19 protein-coding genes are annotated in these 15,720 nt (G+C 64.7%); 10 read left to right on the forward strand and 9 right to left on the reverse strand.

Features of this window, described 5'->3' with window-relative positions; translation table 11 throughout:
- The first annotated feature begins 186 nt into the window (after positions 1-186).
- From KM135_RS18645 to KM135_RS18655, 3 genes are all read left to right on the forward strand, one after another.
- Entirely contained in the window at positions 187-1,776 is a 1,590-nt protein-coding gene (locus tag KM135_RS18645; protein WP_246606347.1) for a M28 family peptidase, read from the forward strand.
- A 210-nt stretch (positions 1,777-1,986) separates the two neighbouring features.
- Positions 1,987-3,252 (forward strand): dual-specificity RNA methyltransferase RlmN, encoded by a 1,266-nt coding sequence (rlmN, locus tag KM135_RS18650; RefSeq protein ID WP_221715583.1) that lies wholly within the window; start codon positions 1,987-1,989, stop codon positions 3,250-3,252.
- Positions 3,253-3,261: 9 nt separating this feature from the next.
- Positions 3,262-4,020: a sulfite exporter TauE/SafE family protein gene (locus tag KM135_RS18655; RefSeq protein ID WP_221715584.1), complete on the forward strand. Its 759-nt coding sequence runs from the start codon at positions 3,262-3,264 to the stop codon at positions 4,018-4,020.
- Here KM135_RS18655 and KM135_RS19900 read toward each other — a convergent pair.
- Positions 4,017-4,619 carry a CHRD domain-containing protein gene (locus KM135_RS19900; protein WP_246606348.1) on the reverse strand — a complete coding sequence of 201 codons (603 nt, stop codon included), beginning with the start codon at positions 4,617-4,619 and terminating at the stop codon, positions 4,017-4,019. The genes KM135_RS18655 and KM135_RS19900 overlap by 4 nt on opposite strands.
- A gap of 175 nt (positions 4,620-4,794) precedes the next feature.
- Complete coding sequence (locus tag KM135_RS18665) at positions 4,795-5,418, reverse strand: flavin reductase family protein (protein WP_221715585.1); 624 nt, start codon at positions 5,416-5,418, stop codon at positions 4,795-4,797.
- Between the two features lie 136 nt (positions 5,419-5,554).
- Between KM135_RS18665 and KM135_RS18670 the strand changes: the two genes are divergently transcribed.
- The 3 genes from KM135_RS18670 (at position 5,555) to KM135_RS18680 (ending at position 8,365) form a co-directional block, all read left to right on the forward strand.
- The gene (locus tag KM135_RS18670) at positions 5,555-6,304 is read left to right on the forward strand and encodes a cytochrome b/b6 domain-containing protein (protein ID WP_221715603.1); all 750 of its coding nucleotides are present in this window, start codon (positions 5,555-5,557) and stop codon (positions 6,302-6,304) included.
- Positions 6,301-7,068, forward strand: a complete 768-nt coding sequence (locus KM135_RS18675) for a molybdopterin-dependent oxidoreductase (RefSeq protein WP_221715586.1) — start codon at positions 6,301-6,303, stop codon at positions 7,066-7,068. Before KM135_RS18670 ends, KM135_RS18675 begins: the two co-directional genes overlap by 4 nt.
- A 61-nt stretch (positions 7,069-7,129) precedes the next feature.
- Positions 7,130-8,365: an SAM-dependent methyltransferase gene (locus KM135_RS18680; protein ID WP_221715587.1), complete on the forward strand. Its 1,236-nt coding sequence runs from the start codon at positions 7,130-7,132 to the stop codon at positions 8,363-8,365.
- Between the two features lie 178 nt (positions 8,366-8,543).
- Here the strand turns inward: KM135_RS18680 and KM135_RS20090 are convergent, their stop codons facing one another.
- Together KM135_RS20090 and KM135_RS18685 are read right to left on the reverse strand one after the other, a co-directional pair.
- Positions 8,544-8,666: a hypothetical protein gene (locus KM135_RS20090; protein WP_281422211.1), complete on the reverse strand. Its 123-nt coding sequence runs from the start codon at positions 8,664-8,666 to the stop codon at positions 8,544-8,546.
- A gap of 85 nt (positions 8,667-8,751) precedes the next feature.
- Entirely contained in the window at positions 8,752-9,291 is a 540-nt protein-coding gene (locus KM135_RS18685; protein WP_221715588.1) for a winged helix-turn-helix transcriptional regulator, read from the reverse strand.
- Positions 9,292-9,344: 53 nt separating this feature from the next.
- On the opposite strand from KM135_RS18685, the gene KM135_RS18690 reads away from it, so the two are divergent.
- Complete coding sequence (locus KM135_RS18690) at positions 9,345-9,719, forward strand: VOC family protein (RefSeq protein WP_221715589.1); 375 nt, start codon at positions 9,345-9,347, stop codon at positions 9,717-9,719.
- A 46-nt stretch (positions 9,720-9,765) separates the two neighbouring features.
- Here the strand turns inward: KM135_RS18690 and KM135_RS18695 are convergent, their stop codons facing one another.
- On the reverse strand, positions 9,766-10,032 hold the full coding sequence (locus KM135_RS18695) for a hypothetical protein (RefSeq protein WP_221715590.1): 267 nt from the start codon (positions 10,030-10,032) through the stop codon (positions 9,766-9,768).
- Positions 10,033-10,127: 95 nt separating this feature from the next.
- Positions 10,128-10,451: an ArsR/SmtB family transcription factor gene (locus KM135_RS18700; RefSeq protein ID WP_221715591.1), complete on the reverse strand. Its 324-nt coding sequence runs from the start codon at positions 10,449-10,451 to the stop codon at positions 10,128-10,130.
- Between the two features lie 48 nt (positions 10,452-10,499).
- Between KM135_RS18700 and KM135_RS18705 the strand changes: the two genes are divergently transcribed.
- Positions 10,500-10,973, forward strand: coding sequence for an SRPBCC family protein (locus KM135_RS18705; protein WP_221715592.1), 474 nt, complete (start codon positions 10,500-10,502; stop codon positions 10,971-10,973).
- A 70-nt stretch (positions 10,974-11,043) separates the two neighbouring features.
- Positions 11,044-11,187 (forward strand): hypothetical protein, encoded by a 144-nt coding sequence (locus KM135_RS18710; protein ID WP_221715605.1) that lies wholly within the window; start codon positions 11,044-11,046, stop codon positions 11,185-11,187.
- A gap of 15 nt (positions 11,188-11,202) precedes the next feature.
- On the opposite strand, the gene KM135_RS18715 is transcribed toward KM135_RS18710, so the two are convergent.
- Together KM135_RS18715 and KM135_RS18720 are read right to left on the reverse strand one after the other, a co-directional pair.
- Positions 11,203-12,420, reverse strand: coding sequence for an argininosuccinate synthase (locus tag KM135_RS18715; RefSeq protein WP_221715593.1), 1,218 nt, complete (start codon positions 12,418-12,420; stop codon positions 11,203-11,205).
- 99 nt (positions 12,421-12,519) lie between these two features.
- A complete protein-coding gene (locus tag KM135_RS18720; RefSeq protein WP_221715594.1) occupies positions 12,520-13,596 on the reverse strand; it encodes a DUF3667 domain-containing protein in 1,077 nt (358 codons plus the stop codon).
- Between the two features lie 95 nt (positions 13,597-13,691).
- Between KM135_RS18720 and KM135_RS18725 the strand changes: the two genes are divergently transcribed.
- Positions 13,692-14,135, forward strand: coding sequence for a DUF1801 domain-containing protein (locus KM135_RS18725; RefSeq protein WP_343228230.1), 444 nt, complete (start codon positions 13,692-13,694; stop codon positions 14,133-14,135).
- A gap of 312 nt (positions 14,136-14,447) precedes the next feature.
- Here KM135_RS18725 and KM135_RS18730 read toward each other — a convergent pair whose 3' ends face one another.
- Entirely contained in the window at positions 14,448-15,494 is a 1,047-nt protein-coding gene (locus KM135_RS18730) for an aldo/keto reductase (protein ID WP_221715595.1), read from the reverse strand.
- Positions 15,495-15,720: the final 226 nt, after the last annotated feature.

Raw genomic sequence — 15,720 nt, forward strand, 5'->3', positions numbered from 1 at the left:
AGAGCCGATCGCTCATGCCATGCGGGAAATGCTGTAGGAAAGGCCCAATCGTCCGACACCGCCAAGGCTTTAACGTCCCCGAGTGACGAGCTTTGGAATGAACTCTTCATACGCATTCCGCGCCATTGACAGGTTCGCGCGTGTCGCCCCAGCATGGGCCATCCTTTTCCATTCCGGAGCAATGGCTTGATCCTCTCCCCCCGACTGTTTCCGCTCGCGCTGCTCCTTGCCGCACCGGCGCTCGCTGCCCCGCCCGAGCCGAGCCAGGCGGCGATCGATGCCTGGTGGGCGCATGTCGAGGCCATCGCCAATGATGGCATGGAAGGCCGGCTGACCGGATCGCCCGGCTACGACCGCGCGGCGGCTTACGTCATCGCGCAGTTCGAGAAGATCGGCGTGAAGCCCGCCGGCACGAAGGGCTATCTCCAGCCGATCGACTTCATCGAGCAGCGCTTCGATCCCAAGGCGAGCAGCGCGACCTTGAAGGCGCCGTCGGGCGACGTGGTGCTCGCCGTCCCGACCGATCTCTATTTCCGCGGCAGCTTCGCGATGCCGAAGACGGTCGACGCGCCTCTGGTGTTCGCGGGCTATGGCCTCTCCATCCCCGAGGCTGGCAATGACGATTTTGCCGGGCTGGACGTCAAGGGCAAGGTCGTGGTCGTCGTTTCGGGCGGCCCCGCCAACATTTCCGGCGCGCTCAAGTCCGATGCGCGCGCCGACCGCGCCAAGCTGCTCGCCGCGCGCGGCGCGATCGGCATCATCGCGGTGACGACGCCCAGGCAGGTGGAGATCGTCTGGGAGCGGCAAGTCGGGATCAGCTACCAGCCGTCCATGTATCTGGCGGACACGGCGCTGCGCGACGTCTCCGTGCCGTTCATGTCCGCGACCCTCTCGCCGGCCAAAGCCGAGGCACTGTTCGCCGGATCCGGACACAGCTTCGCCGCCCTCTCCGCCTTGTCCGATGCCTCGCAGCCGGTGCCGACCTTCGCGCTGCCCGGCCGCTTCGCCGCGACGATCGCCTCGGAGGCCCGGTCTGTTCACAGCGCCAACATCATCGGCCTCATCCCGGGCAGCGATCCGAAGCTCAAGGCCGAGCATGTCGTGCTCTCCGCGCATCTCGACGGGCTGGGCATTGGCGAGCCGGTCAAAGGCGACACGATCTATAACGGCACGTTCGACAATGCGATCGGCGTCGCCAGCGTGATCGAGACGGCGAAAGTGCTGAAGAAAGGCAAGGCGCCCAAGCGATCCCTCATCCTCGCCATCGTCACGGCGGAGGAGAAGGGCCTGCTCGGCTCGCGCTATTTCTCCCGCCGCCCGACCGTGCCGGCCGCCTCGCTGGTCGCCAACATCAATCTCGACATGCCGCTGCCGATCTTCCCGCTCACCAGCGTCTCTCCGCTCGGCTTTGAGGAAAGCTCGCTCGGCGAGGATGCCAGGGCGGTCGGCGCCGCGATGGGCCTGCCGATCGTCCCCGATCCGCTGCCGGACCGCAATGCCTTCACCCGCTCCGATCAGTACAGTTTCATCCGCCAGGGCGTGCCTGCGCTCTTCCCCAAATATGGCTTTGCGCGCGGCACGCCGGAGGAAGCGACCGAGCGGGCCTGGCGCGCGAACATCTATCACTCGCCGCAGGACCAGCTCGACCAGCCGGTGCTGAAGACAGAGGGCGTCAAGCTCAACCAGTTCGTGACGGCACTGGTGCAGCGCATCGCGAACACGCCGGAGCGGCCGCACTGGAACGAGACGAGCTATTTCCGGCGGTTCGTCAAATAGCCTGTCAGGCGAGACAATGATTCGTGCGCTGAGCTCCCATCTCGGCTATGAGAACCTCATCGGCGCGCGCAGGCCGGCGGGCCGGGTGATGTTCGCCCATCTGCTGGAGCGCGACGTCTGATGGCGAAGAAGTCGCATCTGAATGCCCTGCGCGCAGCAGCCCGCGCCACCCACTGGCCAAAAACCACCATTGACCCTATATGCGCGCCCATGCCTGAAGCAGCGACACCTCTCATGCCGATTCCCGGCCATGTCGATCCCGTGCCGGTGCCGCGCGCCATTACCCCGCGCGAGGATGGCCGGGTCGATCTCGTTGGCCTTTCGCGCCCGCAGATCAAGGCAGAGCTGAGCACGGCCGGGCTGGACGACAAGCAGGCCAAGCTGCGTTCCAAGCAGCTGTTCCACTGGCTCTATCATCGCGGCGTCACCGATTTCGAGGCGATGACCGATCTTGCCAAGCCGATGCGCGTCTGGATGGCCGAGCGCTTCGTCGTCGGCCGGCCCAATGTGGTCGAGGCGCAGGTCTCCTCGGACGGGACGCGCAAATGGCTGCTCCGCTCGGACGACGGGCAGGATTACGAGATGGTGTTCATCCCGGATGCGGACCGGGGCACGCTGTGTGTCTCCTCGCAGGTCGGCTGCACGCTCAATTGCCGCTTCTGCCACACCGGCACGATGCGCCTGGTGCGCAACCTGACGCCGGGCGAGATCGTCGGGCAGGTGATGCTGGCGCGCGATGCGCTGGGCGAATGGCCGCGCGGGACGATGTCAGGCTTCGGCGACGTTGACGAGGATGAGGACGACAGCCGGCACTATACGGCGGATGGCCGCCTGCTCACCAACATCGTCATGATGGGCATGGGCGAGCCGCTCTATAATTTCGAGAATGTCCGTGATGCGCTCAAGGTCGTGATGGACGGCGACGGGCTGGCTCTCTCCAAGCGCCGTATCACGCTCTCGACCAGCGGTGTCGTACCGATGATGGCCCGCGCCGCCGAGGAAATCGGCGTCAATCTCGCCGTTTCGCTGCACGCCGTGACCAAGGAAGTCCGCGACGAGATCGTTCCGATCAATCGCAAATATGGCATCGAGGAGCTGCTGCAGGCCTGCGCGGATTATCCCAAGGCCAACAATGCGCGGCGCATCACCTTTGAGTATGTGATGCTCAAGGACAAGAATGACAGCGACGAGGATGCGCGCGAGCTGGTCCGGCTGATCAAGCAGTACAAGCTGCCGGCGAAAGTGAACCTGATCCCGTTCAATCCGTGGCCGGGTGCGATCTATGAATGCTCGACGCCGGAGCGGATCAAGCGCTTCTCCAGCATCGTGTTCGAGGCAGGCATTTCCGCGCCGGTGCGCACGCCGCGCGGGCGGGACATCATGGCGGCCTGCGGGCAGCTCAAGTCCGCCAGCGAGAAGAAGAGCCGCGCCGAGCTGGACCGGCTCGCCGAAGAGAAGCAGGCAGCGCTCGGCTAAGCTCCGGGCATGATCGACGCCGCTGCCCTCGCGCTTGCTGCCGGTGCCGGGATGCTGGGCGGGGCGATGAATGCGCTGGCGGGCGGCGGCACCTTCGCGACCCTGCCGGCGCTGATCGCGATCGGCCTTCCCGCCAATATGGCGAACGCGACCTCGAACGTCGCCCTCGTGCCCGGCTCTGCGGCGAGCAGCTGGACCTATCGGGACGAGCTCGGCCCGCTCGGCGGGATCGACTGGCGGGTGCTTTCAGCGATCACCTTCTTCACCGGCTTCGTCGGCAGCCTGCTGCTGGTGCTGACGCCGAGCGATGCCTTCGATCTCATCATCCCCTGGCTGCTGCTGTTCGCCTTTCTCGTCATGCTGTTCGGGCGGCGGGTCGGCGCCTGGCTGCATGCGCGCGTCACGATCGGCGTTCGCACATTCATCGTCGCGCAGTGCCTGCTCGGCATTTACGGCGGCTATTTCGGCGGGGGCGTCGGGCTGATCGCCACGGCGATCTACGGCCTGCTCGCCGGCGTCGGCGCGCGCGAGATGTTCGCGCTGCGCACGCTCATGCTGATGCTCGCCAATGTCGCCGCCGCGCTGGTCTTCATCGGCTTCGGGCTGGTCGATTGGGCTGCCTGCCTGCCGATGATGGCCGGGGGCCTTGCGGGCGGCTGGCTCGGCGCGCAGGTCGGCCGGCGACTCAACGGCACGGTCGTGCGCTGGTGGACGCTCGCGGTGACCGGCGGGACGACGATCGTGTTTTTCCTGCGGGCGTTCGGCTAGGCGAAGCGAACGTTCAGCGACCGTCGCCGCAACGCCGCGCCTGCCAGCGCGAAGCCGCCAATCATCATCGCCCAACTTGCCGGTTCCGGCGTCGGGATCAGGTTTGCCCGGATCTCGCCACCCGGAAAGGCCGTGCTGTGAATGTTCAGATAGGCACGGCCCGCCTTGAGGGCCATGGCAAGCGCTGCCTCGGCGCCCGCGGGGGTGCCGCCATTGGCGTTCATGAAGGCTGCGTTGAAGCTCGAGGCGAGCGTCAGATCGAAGGTCTGGTCATAACTGCCTGCCGTGACGCCGAGGGGAAAGCCGACAAAGCTCGGGGTCTGCGTCGCGACGCCGCCATTGGTGCCCGGGCCGTTGCCGACATGAATGTGCGAGGCCGTCGTGGTACCGATCAGGCCGGAAAATTCGGCTTCGAGCCGGAGCGTGCGAAGCAGGTCGTCATAGGTGACGAGCGCAAAGCCAGTGCCCGGCGAGGCATTGGGCGCCACTTCCTGCAACCCGTCCGCATGACCGTAAAAGACGAAGACGGCGGCCTGGCCCGGTACGGCGAGCGTAACTGCCGTCATGGCGAGCAGAGCGACTTTCAGACTGTTGCGCATGATCCTTCTCCCACGTTGTTCGCGACGAACGTAAGCGGGCGGCGTGAGCGCTGAGCAGCTTGTCGTGTTTTGCAGCGCTTCCGGTCGGTCAACCGTCATCCCGCGATGCTCACATACCATCTCGTGCGCGTTCAAGCGAGGACGAAGACGGTGATCCGGCATTTGGGCCGCATGTTCAGCGCGGCCTGTCCATCTGGAATCCGGTGTCGGGGCGGATCTCGAAATAGTCGCCTATGCCGCCGCCGCGCGCGACCGGGACGGGGCTGGTCGTCCGATAGACGCCATCGACGATATGCGCCGGATCGATGTGAATACGCACGACTTCGCCGAAGACCATCGTGTAGCTGCTCGCCGGGCCGGCAAGCGTCCTGAGCGGAAGGATTTCCGTCACGCGGCACTCGAACTGCACGGGGCTTGCCGCGACGCGCGGGACGAGCACGTCCACCCCGGGGAGCATGTCGAGTCCGGCCATATCGAACTCGTTCACCTCGGGCGGTACGCTGGCGGAGCTGGCATTCATCGCCTCGGCGAGATCGCGGCTGACGAGGTTCCAGACGAACACGCCGGTCTCGCGGGCATTGGTGAGGCTGTCCTTCTCGCCGCCGGAGGAAAAGCCGACGATCGGCGGGCGATAGCAGAACAGGTTGAAGAAGCTGTAGGGCGCCAGATTGGGGATGCCGGCGGCGCTGAGCGTGCTGATCCAGCCGATCGGGCGTGGCGCAACGAGGGCATTCAGCGGATCATGGGCGAGGCCGTGCCCGTCTGCCGGGCGATAGCTGTGGAAATTGCGCTCGCTCATCCTGTCCGTCTCCGTACATCGGGCCGACGGATAACCACGGGGAGCGCACGATGAAAGGGCGACATGACCGGCCGGCATCGATTTCATGCGTCCGATGCGGCTGGACGCGCGTGGCTGGATGGAGGATCATGCGGCCATGGCACAGGAGGGCGACATCGTGACGGCAGAGGCGGAAGCGGCCGCGCCCGGCGCACTGGTCAAGCGCCATCGTCTCTCGACCCGGCTATGGCATTGGCTGAATGCGCTCTGCCTCTATGTGCTGTTCGCCAGCGGCCTCGGCATCTTCAATGCGCACCCCCGGCTCTATTGGGGGCAATATGGCGCGAATTTCGATCATGCCTGGCTGGAGTTGAACCGTTTCGGCGCGCTCTGGACGCTGCCGGCCAGCTACGACCTTGCACTCTCGCGGCGCTGGCATCTGAGCATCGCGTTGATCTTCGCTTTCGCCTTGCTTGCCTACATGCTCTGGAGCCTCGTCAACCGGCATATCGGGCGCGACATCGCCTTCCGGCGCGGCGAGCTGAAGCCCGCTCATGTCTGGCATGACATCAGGGAGCATGCGCGCCTGCGCTTCCCGACGGCGGCGGCGGCACTGCGCTACAATGTGCTGCAGAAGGCGAGCTACATCGGCGTCATCTTCGTGCTGCTGCCTGTCATGATCTTCACCGGCCTCGCCATGTCGCCTGGCATGAACGCGGCCTGGCCCTGGCTGATCGATCTCTTCGGCGGCCGTCAGTCGGCCCGTTCGATCCACTTCATCGCGGCCTGGCTGCTGGTCGCCTTCTTCGTGGTGCATATCCTGATGGTCTTGCTCGCCGGGCCGTTCAACGAGCTGCGCTCGATGATCACCGGCCGGTATCGCCTGCCGCGGGAGCGCAAGCCATGAACAGCCCGATCGTCAGCCGCCGCAGTCTCATCACCGGCCTGACCGCCAGCGCCGCCGGGCTGCTCTCCGGCTGTGACAGCCTCGCGCGCGACGAACGCTTCCGCAAGGTTTTGTTCTCGGCCGAGAACATGCACAAATGGCTGCAACGCTCGTTGCAGGATCGACAGGCGCTGGCACGCGAGTTCCGGCCGGACCAGCGCTCGCGCTTCTTCCGCGGCAATGGCACGCTCAATCCCAATACGGAGGCCTACAAGGCGCTCTGGCGCAGCGATTTCCTGGACTGGCGCCTGCGCGTCGGCGGCATGGTCGCGCGGCCGCTGTCGATCAGCCTCGCCCAGCTCCATGCCATGCCGCACCGCGTCCAGACCACGCGGCATGATTGCGTCGAGGGCTGGAGCGCGATCGGCACCTGGCGCGGCGTGCCGCTCAAGGCCGTGCTGGACGCGGCGCAGCTTTCGACGCGCGCCAAATATCTCGTCTTCCACTGCATGGACGATATGGGCGGCGGTGCGACCTATTATGAGAGCATCGACATGGTCGACGCCTTGCATCCGCAGACCATCCTCGCCTTCGCGCTGAACGAAAAGCCGCTGCACGTGCGCAACGGCGCGCCGTTGCGCCTGCGGGTGGAACGGCATCTGGGCTACAAGCACGCCAAGTATCTGAGCGGCATCGAGGCCGTCGCGGACCTCTCGACGATTCGGGGCGGCAAGGGCGGCTTCTGGGAAGATGTCGCCGGTTATGAATGGTATGCCGGCATCTGAGCGCGGCTGGTGCATCATATGAGGGGGTGACGACCCGAAACGCCTCGCTATAAAAGCCGCCATGAAGGTCCTGACACGTCTGCTCGGCAAGGTCATCAGCCGGGGCACTCTGAGCATCACCTACGCCGATGGCACGGTGGAAAAGGTCGGCTCGGCCGACGCGACATGGCCCGATGTGGCCATCCGGTTCACCGATGACGCCGCTGCCCGTGCTATCGTCACCAATCCGGCCCTCGGTGCCGGTGAAGGCTATATGGACGGCAAGCTCGTCGTCGATCAGGGCAGCATCTGGGATCTGCTCATGCTGGTCTCGGGCAACGCCCCGCTCGAGAGCAACAAGCGCCTGGAGGAGCCAGGCGTCGTCATCCGCACCGCAGAGCGGCTCAAGCACTGGCACGATAATTTCAACAAGCGCGATCGCTCCAAAGCCAATGTCGCGCATCATTATGACCTGTCGGACGATCTCTACGATCTCTTCCTGGACAAGGACCGGCAATATAGCTGCGCCTATTTCACCGATCCCGAGACGGTGAGCCTGGAGCAGGCGCAGATCGACAAGAAGGCGCATATCGCCGCCAAGCTAGCCCTCGCGCCGGGCCAGCGCGTGCTGGACATCGGCTGCGGCTGGGGCGGCATGGCGCTCTATCTCAATCGCGTCGCGGACGTGGACGTGCTCGGCGTCACCCTGTCCGAAGAGCAGCTCAAGGTCGCGCGTCGCCGCGCGCAGGAAGCAGGCGTCGCCGATCGGGTGAAGTTCGAGCTGATCGACTATCGCGATGTGTCCGGCCCGTTCGACCGGATCGTCTCGGTCGGCATGTTCGAGCATGTCGGCGCGCGGCATTATCGCGAGTTCTTCCGCACCTGCCACAATCTGCTGGCCGCGGACGGAGTCATGCTGCTCCACACGATCGGGCGGCTTGATGGCCCGGCTTCGACCGACGGCTTCACGCGGAAGTACATCTTCCCCGGCGGCTATGCACCCGCGCTGTCCGAGATCCTGGAAGGCAGCGAGCCCAACAAGTTGCTGCTGACCGACTGCGAAGTGCTGCGGCTCCATTATTATCACACGCTGCGCCACTGGTATGGCCGCGTGGTCGATGCGAAGGACAAGATCGTCGCCCTCTATGACGAACGCTTCTATCGCATGTGGAGCTTCTATCTGGCGGCGTCTGCGTCCGGCTTCCACTTCGGCAGCCAGACGATCTACCAGCTCCAATATGTCCGCAATCGCCACACGCTGCCGATCACGCGCGATTATATGGCCGTGGCTGAGGCCGGCTATCGCGCGAAGGGCTGACGTTTCGGGCGTGGGTTCAATTCCGTCCGTCGAGCCCCATGGACCGCAGAACCCAGTAGACCGCACCGGAAGCGAGCATGGCCAAGGAAGCCCGCCACTACCGTTCCCGCCGCGCCATGCTCCTCCGGCAGCATCTCCTGCTGGGCGATCCAGCCGCGCGTGACTTGATCGGCGAGGCTCAGGTGCAGCCAGCGGACGTTCCGCGCTCGGCCAGGCACCCGATCGTCCCGGCCGGGCAGACATGGCCCCTGCCGTCTCCGAAATCGATGGCCCAGATGACGGACGGCGCGATCAGACTCATGCGATGTTTCCCAAACTAGGCGCTCGATCGCACCATAGCACTGGCGGTCAAGCTGGCGAAGGCAGAGCTTGGCCGGCAGCAGGTTTCAGCAAAGCGCCTTTGCCACGGTCTCCCCCCGGCGGGTAAGCCGATAGGCGCTGGACGGGGGGAAGCCCGCGACCACCTCCCGCGCAACCAGATCGTGCCGGATGAGCGCCTTGAGGCTCGCGGCGACGGCGCGCGGGGTCGCGCCCGCCATGGCGCGTTCCAGCCGGTTGAAGCGCGCCTCTCCGGTGTCGATCAGGTGCAGCAGCGGCAGCGACCAGCGCGTGACGGCTTCCGGTGGCATGCCCGCCTGCGTCTGCGCATCGGCAATGGTCCGGCAAGCCAGGGCGACACGATGACCGGCATCGCTCAGCAGATAGTCCGGGCGCAGGGGATGGCCGTGACCGGGATTGGGCGCGATCCAGCCTTCCTCGATCAGGGTGGCTAGCGTGCGCTTGAGGCTGTCGCGCGGGATGCCGAGCCGGTTCGCCATTTCCGCGAAGCGACCGCCGCGATGCGCCGCCATATGCGCCAGCACCGGCACTGCCCAGCGATGACGACTGAGCGCGATCAGCAGCTCGGGGGAGGCGATTGACGACATAATAAAGCTACTATACTTTCCGTCAGAGCGATTCAAGGGATGGGAGAAACGCGATGGCAGTGGATTTCGATGGCGGGCTGACATTGTCGATGCGAGCGACCGATCTCGACCGCACGATCGCCTGGTATCAGACGGTGCTGGGTTTCACGTTGCTCTATCGCGCCGAGCAAATGGCCTGGTGCGAGCTTGCGACGCCGGTCGGCAAGGTCAATGTCGGCTTCAGCGAGTCGGAAACGGTCATGCCGGGCGGCGCGGTGCCGACCTGGGGCGTGACGGACATCGTGGCGGCGCAGGCGATGCTCGCCGAGCATGGTGTGCGCACCGATGGCGACATCCAGCATATTCCCGGTCTCGTGAAACTGCTGACCTTCTACGACCCTGACGACAATGCGATGATGTTCTATGAGACGGACGGCGCGCCGGCGTAGCGCGAGACTCAGGGCGAGCGGTGATTTGATTTGGGCAAGGCGGCCGTTAGCTGACGAGTGCGGCGGGGGTCGGGATCGTCTCGCCGCCTTCGTCGATCTTGGCGATCTGCTCCTCCGCCTCGCGCGCGACCTCCTTCACCGTCTCTTCGGCCTTTTGGGCCGCTTCCTCGGCGCGCGGGAAGGCGGCGAGGGCCATTTCGGTGCTGGTGTGCAGGAAATCGAGGCCGATCTGCATCGGCATCGTCCAGAGGTGGAAAAGCTGGTCCAGATTGGAGCGCGGAACGGACCAGGCGGTGGATGGCGCATCGGTCATGGCAAGACTCCTCATGGTGGGGACACGGGCCAATTTACCAATGCGTGACGACAATTTCATGTCCCGATAGCCGCAAAAATTCGCAGCCGGGCGCATCAGCGCTCCAGATCGGCCTTGAGGCGCCCGAGCATTGCGACCGCCCGCGCGGCATGAGGGCCGATCCAGCGCTCGTGGATCTCGTGGATCGGCAGAGGATTGAGATGATTCCAGCGCTCGCGCCCGCGCCGCACGACGATGACGAGGTCGGCCTCCTCCAGCACCTTCAAGTGCTGCATCACCGTGCAGCGGTCCAGATCCGGGAAATGCGTGCAGAGCGTGCCCGTGGTCAGCGGCTGGTCGCGCAGATCGTCGAGGATCTGGCGGCGGACCGCAGCCGAGAGCGCCTTGAACACGCGGTCATGAGCGTCGCTGATTGACATGTTATATATTTATAACATAATTAGATGCGACTCAAGAGGAGATGCCCGATGGACCTCCAATTCCAGGTGTCGATCCGGATCGCGCGGCCTGTGCATGACGTGTTCGAGGCCGTGGCCGACCCCGATCAGCTCTCGCGCTATTTCACGACCGGCGGCGCCAAGGGGCGAATGGACACCGGTGCGACGGTGATGTGGGATTTTCACGACTTCCCGGGCGCGTTTCCGGTCGAGGTGGTGGAGGTGGAGCAGGATCGGAAGATCGTCTTCCGCTGGCAAGCCAATGAAGGCGTGTCCGAAGGCGCGCCCCTCGTTGACGTCGACTACAAGACCGAAGTGACGATGATCTTCGAGCCGCTCGATGACGGCCGCACGCTCATTTCCGTGACCGAGCATGGCTGGCGCGAGACGCAGACCGGACTCAATGGCTCCTACGGCAATTGCATGGGCTGGACGCAGATGATCTGCGCGCTCAAGGCCTGGCTGGAGCATGGCATCAACCTGCGCGAGGGTGCCTTCAAATAAGCGTTGCCGCTGGCGCCGGCTGAAACTGGCGGCGCCCCTGCGCGTTGTCCGTGCAGGAAAGGAGCCGATCATGGAGCAGGAAGTCCACAAGAATACGGACGATGCGCGCGCCGGCAGCACGCCGCATATCGTGCGCTATGTCCTCACCATCTCGCTGGTGCTCGCACTGGTGGCGATGGTTCTGCTGCTGCTGTGGGGATCGACCACCAATTAGGCGGTCGATCCGACATCACCCGTCGCGCCGACCGAGCAAACGGAGGCGCAACGCATTCAGCTTGATGAAGCCAGCGGCATCCCGCTGGTCATACGCCCCCGCATCATCCTCGAATGTCACCACTTTCTCGCTGTAGAGCGAATGCGGCGACTTGCGGCCGACCACGATCACATTGCCCTTGTAGAGCTTGAGGCGGACGGTGCCGGTGACCTTCGCCTGGCTGTGATCGATCGCCGCCTGCAGCATTTCACGCTCGGGCGAGAACCAGAAGCCGTTGTAGATCAGCTCGGCATAGCGCGGCATCAGCTCATCCTTGAGATGCGCCGCGCCGCGATCGAGCGTCAGCTGCTCGATGCCGCGATGGGCGAGATGATAGATGCAGCCGCCCGGTGTCTCGTACATGCCGCGCGATTTCATGCCGACGAAGCGGTTCTCGACCAGATCGAGCCGGCCGATGCCATGCTTGCGGCCAAGCTCGTTGAGCGCTTCCAGCAGCGTCGCGGGCGACATTTTCTTGTCGTTGAGCGCGACGCCGTCGCCTGCCACGAAATCGACCGTGATATATTCCGGCTTGTCCGGCGCGTCCTCGGGATTGACCGTGCGGGAGTAGACATAGTCAGGCACTTCCTCCCACGGATCCTCCAGCACCTTCCCCTCGGACGAGGTGTGCAGCATGTTGGCATCGGTGGAGAAGGGCGCTTCGCCGCGCTTGTCCTTGGGCACCATGATCTGATGCTGCTCGGCCCATTCGATGAGGCGCGTGCGGCTGGTCAGATCCCATTCGCGCCAGGGCGCGATCACCTTGATGTCCGGCTGGAGCGCATAATAGCTGAGCTCGAAGCGGACCTGATCATTGCCCTTGCCGGTCGCGCCGTGGGACACCGCATCGGCGCCGACCTGACGGGCGATCTCGATCTGGCGCTTGGCGATGAGCGGCCGCGCGATCGAGGTGCCGAGCAGGTACAGGCCTTCGTAGAGCGCGTTGGCCCGCATCATCGGGAAGACATAATCGCGCACGAATTCCTCGCGCACGTCGTCGATGAAGATATGCTCGGGCTTCACGCCGGCATTGAGCGCCTTGGCGCGGGCCGGTTCCAGTTCCTCGCCCTGGCCGAGGTCCGCCGTGAAGGTCACGACCTCGCATCGATAATTGATCTGCAGCCACTTCAGGATGACGCTGGTGTCGAGGCCGCCGGAATAGGCGAGGACGACGCGCTTGATCTGATCGGACATGGGCAAACCCTATCGGCTGGGAAAACGGAACGGCGCGCGGTTAACAGGGGGGGAGGCGGAGCGCAACAGCTGCGGCCCCCGAGCGTCAGTTCATCCGCGCTACTTCATGATGCCGAGCGCGAGCAGGATGGCGAGGTAGAGCACCAGCACCACGAAGCCGAAGACGATCAGCACGCCCGTGCGCATCAGCGCGGTGAAGCGGCCGCTGCGATAAGCCCCGCGCACCTGCTTGTAGATGTGCAGGGGCGGAATGACCATCGCGCTGACCGCGATCGCCCCTTCCGGCGCGCCGAGCGCGCCCGCGATGGTCAGCGCCGTCACCATCACCAGCATGAAGGTGATGGAGAGCGTCACGAACACGAGGTGATCGTAGAATTTATACTGCCGCTTCCAGAAGAAGAGCAGCCAGACGAGCGGCGTCGAGAGCGGGATCAGCAGCCAGCTATATTTATAGGCGCTGGTCTGCAGCCGATAGAGGAACAAATTGGGGTTTTCGTTGGCGGCCGCGATGCCCTTGTCGAGCTTGTCCCAGCCCGTGGTGAAGCCGAGCGCCTTGAAATTGCCCGTGCGCGATCCGGTGACGAGGAAGCCCTGTGCGAGCTTCAGGCCGTCAGTGTCTTCCTGCACGCTGTCCAGCTTCGCTTCGAGCGCGGTGGCGTCGCGGCCAGCTCGTTCCTCGGCTTTGATCTGAGCCTTCAGCGTGTTGATCTGCGCCTCGTTCCTGGCGAGCGACTGCTTGATCTCGGAGAGCGGGCGATTGCGATCCTGCTCGCGTATCTCGGGCGCATGCATCTCGCCTGCGAGGCTGCCGACCACCGCGAACATCAGGAACACGCAGAACAGGAACATCGCGATCGGCGAGACGAACTTGGCGCGCTCTCCCGCGATGTAGCGCCGGGTCAACTCGCCCGGCTTGAAGAACAGCAGGGGCAGCGTGTCCCAGATCTTCCCCTCGAAGTGGAAGACGCCATGGAGGATATCGTGCAGGAAGCCGCTGATCGTGCGGTGGAGATGGCCGTTCTGCCCGCAGCTGTGGCAATAATTGCCGATGCGCTGCGTGCCGCAATTGAGGCAGGGGCCATGCGCCGCTTCGCCGCCCTCGCCATGCGCCGGCTCGATCGCCCGGGCCATCACTGCCCCGGTCGCCGCATCGCCCACGGCTTCGATCCCTGTCATGGCGCCGCGTTCCCCCAAAGCCTGCGTTCGCTTGGCCGGGGTCTATCAGCGGCGTGACGCGGGGGCAATTGCCATGGCCTGCAAATCGGGCAATCATGCCGGCGAATGCTATGGGAGGCAGCTTCATGGCCGGGACCAAGACGAAGGCGACGGAGCGGACCGTTGCGGACTTCATCTCCAGCGTTGATCATCCGGTGCGGCGCGCCGATGCCGAAGCGCTGGTGCCGCTGTTCGAGCGGATCAGCGGCGAACCCGCGACCATGTGGGGGCCGTCGATCATCGGCTTCGGGCGCTATCATTATCGCTATGACAGCGGTCACGAGGGCGACATGTGCCGCATCGGCTTCAGCCCGCGCGCCGCGCAACTGGTCTTCTACATCGACAGTCCGGCGAGCGACGCGCTGATGGAGAGGCTCGGCAAGCACAAGCGCGGCAAGGCCTGCCTCTATGTGAACAAGCTTGCCGATGTGAATGTCGCGGTGCTGGAGCAGATGATCCGTGCCGCCTGGGACGATATGGCGGAGCGCTACCCGGCTTGATCGATCCAGTCGATCAATGTCAGGCTTTTAATCGGTTTTACGGAGAAACCTTATTTGGTTATAGAAGTCCCAGCACGCAGTTGTGGCGCGCCGGCCGTTTCCCTCCCCCTTTCGGCCGGCGCCCCTTCAAAGCCCGCTGGGCGCGATTGATCGCCCGAGGGTCGCATTCAGGCCAAGGCCTGAACCACTAGGGAGCGCGGCTGCCCGATCGCCCACATCGAGCAGCCGCCTCTTCCCTGGGGTTCGGACCCTCAGTTCCTCCCACGGAAAACCTGGCCGAGTGCCCACCCGGCCGGGTCACCGCGTTGACCGCTATTTGCCCCAGCGCGGAGGCTGCGCACCCGGGATCGCCCGGTTGACGCGCTGCATCACCTGCATCCAGCCGGGATATTCGGAGGGCAGGGCGCTCGCCTCGTCCAGCGCGGCCAATTCCTCGTCGCTCAGCACGATGTCGCCCGCCGCCAGATTGTCGCGGAGCTGATCGAAGGTGCTGACGCCCATGATGACGCTGGTGACGCAGCGCTGGTGCAGCAGCCAGGCAAGCGCAATTTGTGCGATCGAGACGCCGTGCGCCTGCGCGATCGGGCGCATCGCGTCGATGATGTCATAGCCCTTTTCCTTGTCGACCGGCGGGAAGTCGAAGATCGATCGCCGGCCTTCGCCTTCGCCTTCGCGCGTATATTTGCCGGAGAGGAAGCCGCCGGCGAGCGGACTCCAGATCATCAGGCCGACCTCTTCGGAGAGCAGCATCGGCGCGATCTCGCGCTCCAGCCCGCGTCCGGCGAGGCTGTAATAGGCCTGCAAACTCTCGAAACGCGCCAGCGTCTCCGCCTTGGCGACGCCATGCGCCTTCATGATCTGCCAGGCCGCCCAGTTGGAGCAGCCGACATAGCGCACGAGCCCCCGCTTCACGAGATCGTCGAGCGCGCGCACCGTCTCCTCGACGGGCGTCAAAATGTCGAAACCATGGACCTGATAGAGGTCGATATGATCGACCTGCAGGCGCTTCAGGCTGGCCTCCACCTGCTCCATGATATGGAGGCGCGAGAGGCCCATGGAATTCACCGCCGGCCCCATCCGTCCCATCACCTTGGTCGCGATGACGACATCGCCGCGCGCAAGGCCGAGATTGCGGATCGCCTGGCCCAGCCGCTCCTCGGACGTGCCCTGGCCATAGACATTGGCCGTATCGAAGAAATTGACGCCGCCATCGACGGCCGCCTTCACCACCTCGTCCACGGCCGATTGCTCATACTGGCCGCGCCCGGTCCAGTGCGCGTCGTTGCGCCCGAAGCTCATCGCGCCGAGGCAGAATTCGGAGACGAGAAGGCCGGTCCGGCCAAGCTGGTTGTAACGCATGGGAGACTCCGGAGGACGCAGGGGAAGGCGGCGCCACTATGGCCAGCGCGTTGCGCGATGCAACGGGTTTGAGGCAGCGATCCGTCCGTAAAGGCCCCCTTGCGTGATCAAGTCAGTTGAGCTTGTCGGGTGGAATAGAGAGGGTTTCTGATTCTGGCGTTAGCGATAGTGATGATTTTGCGCATGACGGCGGCGAGGGCGAGGCGTTTGGGTTTTCCGGCGTTGA

The organism is Sphingobium xanthum, from assembly GCF_019737615.1.
Lineage (GTDB): Bacteria > Pseudomonadota > Alphaproteobacteria > Sphingomonadales > Sphingomonadaceae > Sphingobium > Sphingobium xanthum.

What these genes read in the sequence shown, in the direction of transcription:
- rlmN (WP_221715583.1), top strand. Translation starts at nt 1,987, where the DNA reads ATGCCTGAAGCAGCGACACCTCTCATGCCGATTCCCGGCCATGTCGAT.
- KM135_RS18655 (WP_221715584.1), top strand. Translation starts at nt 3,262, where the DNA reads ATGATCGACGCCGCTGCCCTCGCGCTTGCTGCCGGTGCCGGGATGCTG.
- KM135_RS19900 (WP_246606348.1), bottom strand. Translation starts at nt 4,619, where the DNA reads ATGCGCAACAGTCTGAAAGTCGCTCTGCTCGCCATGACGGCAGTTACG.
- KM135_RS18665 (WP_221715585.1), bottom strand. Translation starts at nt 5,418, where the DNA reads ATGAGCGAGCGCAATTTCCACAGCTATCGCCCGGCAGACGGGCACGGC.
- KM135_RS18670 (WP_221715603.1), top strand. Translation starts at nt 5,555, where the DNA reads ATGGCACAGGAGGGCGACATCGTGACGGCAGAGGCGGAAGCGGCCGCG.
- KM135_RS18675 (WP_221715586.1), top strand. Translation starts at nt 6,301, where the DNA reads ATGAACAGCCCGATCGTCAGCCGCCGCAGTCTCATCACCGGCCTGACC.
- KM135_RS18680 (WP_221715587.1), top strand. Translation starts at nt 7,130, where the DNA reads ATGAAGGTCCTGACACGTCTGCTCGGCAAGGTCATCAGCCGGGGCACT.
- KM135_RS20090 (WP_281422211.1), bottom strand. Translation starts at nt 8,666, where the DNA reads ATGAGTCTGATCGCGCCGTCCGTCATCTGGGCCATCGATTTCGGAGAC.
- KM135_RS18685 (WP_221715588.1), bottom strand. Translation starts at nt 9,291, where the DNA reads ATGTCGTCAATCGCCTCCCCCGAGCTGCTGATCGCGCTCAGTCGTCAT.
- KM135_RS18690 (WP_221715589.1), top strand. Translation starts at nt 9,345, where the DNA reads ATGGCAGTGGATTTCGATGGCGGGCTGACATTGTCGATGCGAGCGACC.
- KM135_RS18695 (WP_221715590.1), bottom strand. Translation starts at nt 10,032, where the DNA reads ATGACCGATGCGCCATCCACCGCCTGGTCCGTTCCGCGCTCCAATCTG.
- KM135_RS18700 (WP_221715591.1), bottom strand. Translation starts at nt 10,451, where the DNA reads ATGTCAATCAGCGACGCTCATGACCGCGTGTTCAAGGCGCTCTCGGCT.
- KM135_RS18705 (WP_221715592.1), top strand. Translation starts at nt 10,500, where the DNA reads ATGGACCTCCAATTCCAGGTGTCGATCCGGATCGCGCGGCCTGTGCAT.
- KM135_RS18710 (WP_221715605.1), top strand. Translation starts at nt 11,044, where the DNA reads ATGGAGCAGGAAGTCCACAAGAATACGGACGATGCGCGCGCCGGCAGC.
- KM135_RS18715 (WP_221715593.1), bottom strand. Translation starts at nt 12,420, where the DNA reads ATGTCCGATCAGATCAAGCGCGTCGTCCTCGCCTATTCCGGCGGCCTC.
- KM135_RS18720 (WP_221715594.1), bottom strand. Translation starts at nt 13,596, where the DNA reads ATGACAGGGATCGAAGCCGTGGGCGATGCGGCGACCGGGGCAGTGATG.
- KM135_RS18725 (WP_343228230.1), top strand. Translation starts at nt 13,692, where the DNA reads ATGCCGGCGAATGCTATGGGAGGCAGCTTCATGGCCGGGACCAAGACG.
- KM135_RS18730 (WP_221715595.1), bottom strand. Translation starts at nt 15,494, where the DNA reads ATGCGTTACAACCAGCTTGGCCGGACCGGCCTTCTCGTCTCCGAATTC.